This is a genomic window from Nocardioides sp. (assembly GCF_035703625.1).
Lineage (GTDB): Bacteria > Actinomycetota > Actinomycetes > Propionibacteriales > Nocardioidaceae > Nocardioides.
The window spans coordinates 1-2,204 of record NZ_DASSXS010000129.1 but is presented as its reverse complement, the minus strand read 5'-3'; the positions used below and the strand labels follow the sequence as shown (position 1 = coordinate 2,204).

At 71.4% G+C, this 2,204-nt stretch carries 2 protein-coding genes; both read left to right on the top strand.

Features of this window, described 5'->3' with window-relative positions; genetic code table 11:
- The first annotated feature begins 99 nt into the window (after positions 1-99).
- A complete protein-coding gene (locus tag VFN12_RS06345) occupies positions 100-537 on the top strand; it encodes a pyridoxamine 5'-phosphate oxidase family protein (protein ID WP_325117772.1) in 438 nt (145 codons plus the stop codon).
- A 139-nt stretch (positions 538-676) separates the two neighbouring features.
- Positions 677-2,204, top strand: a 1,528-nt coding sequence (locus VFN12_RS06340; protein ID WP_325117771.1) for a GAF domain-containing sensor histidine kinase, incomplete at its 3' end; no start/stop codon positions are given.

Sequence of the window (2,204 nt, the reverse complement as noted above, 5' to 3'; positions counted from 1 at the left end):
GCTGCGTCCGCCTCCCTTGGTCCGGCGAGAAGGGGACCAAGGACCCATCCGGCTGGTGCCTCCGCGCATGCAGCATGGAGACCTGCGAAGGAGGTCGCCATGAAAGAGCCGGTAGAGCTGACCGTCAACGAGTGCCTGGACCTGCTGGAGGGGGGTGTTGTCGGCCGGATCGCCGTGGCGACCCCGCTCGGTCCCCGGATCGTGCCGGTCAACTATGCGATGTACGACGGCGCGGTCGTCTTCCGGACGACGCCGTACAGCGAGATCGGGACCCATGGCCCGCGGAACGAGGCGGCCTTCGAGGTCGACCACCTGGACTACGAGCACCAGCAGGGCTGGAGCGTCGTCGCGCTGGGCCGGCTCGAGGAGCTGGGTCCGGAGGAGCTCGACGACCTCCGGAAGGTCTGGCAGCCGCGGCCGTGGGCCGCGGGGCACCGCAATCTCTTCCTCAAGCTGGTGTGGCGGGAGCTCTCGGGTCGCCGGATCGGCAGCGACTGGTCACGGTCGTCGATGATGCCCGTGCGCCGGGTGATGTGAGGCTCGCGGTGGTGGACGGGCGGGTCTGGACCCGCCCCTCGCGTCCTCGTTCCTCGGTCCCGGGGCTTGCTCGACCTTCGCTCGCGACGTTCTGAGCTCGTTCCTCGCTCACAGCTGCTGGCTCGCTAGCCTCTGGTCCATGAGCGAACCTCCCGCCGATCTCGGCCTCCCCGGCGACTCCCGGGCCCTGCTCGAGGCGGTCGTGGCGATCAGCTCCGACCTGGACCTGCACTCCGTCCTGAACCGGATCGTGGAGTCGGCCTGCCGGATCACGCAGGCACGGTACGGCGCGCTGGGAGTGCTCGACACGTTCGGCCGCAGCCTGTCCGACTTCGTGACGTTCGGCCTCACCGAGGAGGAGCACCGCGCGATCGGTGAGCTGCCGCGGGGCCGGGGCATCCTGGGCCTCCTGATCCGGCGTCCAGAGGCGGTGCGGCTGGAACATCTCGCCGAGCACCCGGACTCGTTCGGATTCCCGCCGCACCACCCGCCGATGGAGAGCTTCCTCGGAGTGCCGGTCCGGATCCGCGGGACCGTGTTCGGCAACCTCTACCTCACCGAGAAGCAGGGTCCGGGCGGTTTCACCGAGCAGGACGAGGTGCTGGTCGGGGTGCTCGCCACCGCCGCCGGCTTCGTCATCGAGAACGCCCGTGCCTACGCGCAGAGTGAACGGCGCCGCCAGTGGCTCGAGGCGTCGGTGCAGATCACCGAGGCCCTGCAGCCGCCCATCGAGATGGACGAGGCGCTGCGGCAGATCACCGTCGGCGCCCGCAGGGTGGTCCGCGCGTGCGCGGTGGCGCTGCTGCTCCGGAAGGACGTCGAGCCCGAGGTCGTGGTCGCCGACGGCGCGGAGGTCGCCCAGATCCCGGCAGTCATCGCGGACCTGGCTGCGCGGATCGCCGACGCCGAGCAGGCGCAGGAAGTGGCCGTCGTACCGCACGCGGAGCACGGCACGGTGGTGCTGGTGCCGTTGCGGGCACAGATCGCGCCGGGTGGTGTGCTGCTCGTGGTCCTCGAGAGCGGACGGCCCGGCCCGGAGGTCGAGGAGGTGGAGCTGCTCGCCTCGCTCGCGGACCAGGCGTCCCTGGCCCTGGACCGGGCCGAGGCGATCGCGGACCGAGAGGAGCTCGCGTTGGTGGCCGACCGCGACCGGATCGCGCGGGACCTGCACGACCTCGTGATCCAGCGCCTCTTCGCCACCGGCCTGCAGCTCCAGGGTGCCCGCAGGACCGCGACGAGCGACGAGCTGCGGGAGCGCCTCGACACCGCGGTCCTCGACCTCGACACCACGATCCGTGACATCCGGTCGACGATCTTCGAGCTGCAGCGGGTCGGAGAGCGCTCCCTGCGGGCGGACATCCGGGACCTGGCGAAGGAGTACGTGCCGGTGCTGGGGTTCACCCCGCTCGTCCGCACCACCGGTCCGGTCGACACGGCGGTGGGCGGAGAGCTGGGGGAGCAGCTCCTGGCGGTGTTGCGGGAGGCGCTCTCGAACACGGCCCGCCATGCCGAGGCGTCGGCTGCGGTGGTCGAGGTCCAGGTGAACGGAGACCGGGTCCTGCTCAGCGTCACTGACAACGGCAAGGGGATCCCGGGGGAACGCCACGAGAGCGGCCTTCGCAACGTACGCCGCCGCGCGGCCGACCGCGGCGGAACCGTGCGGCTCC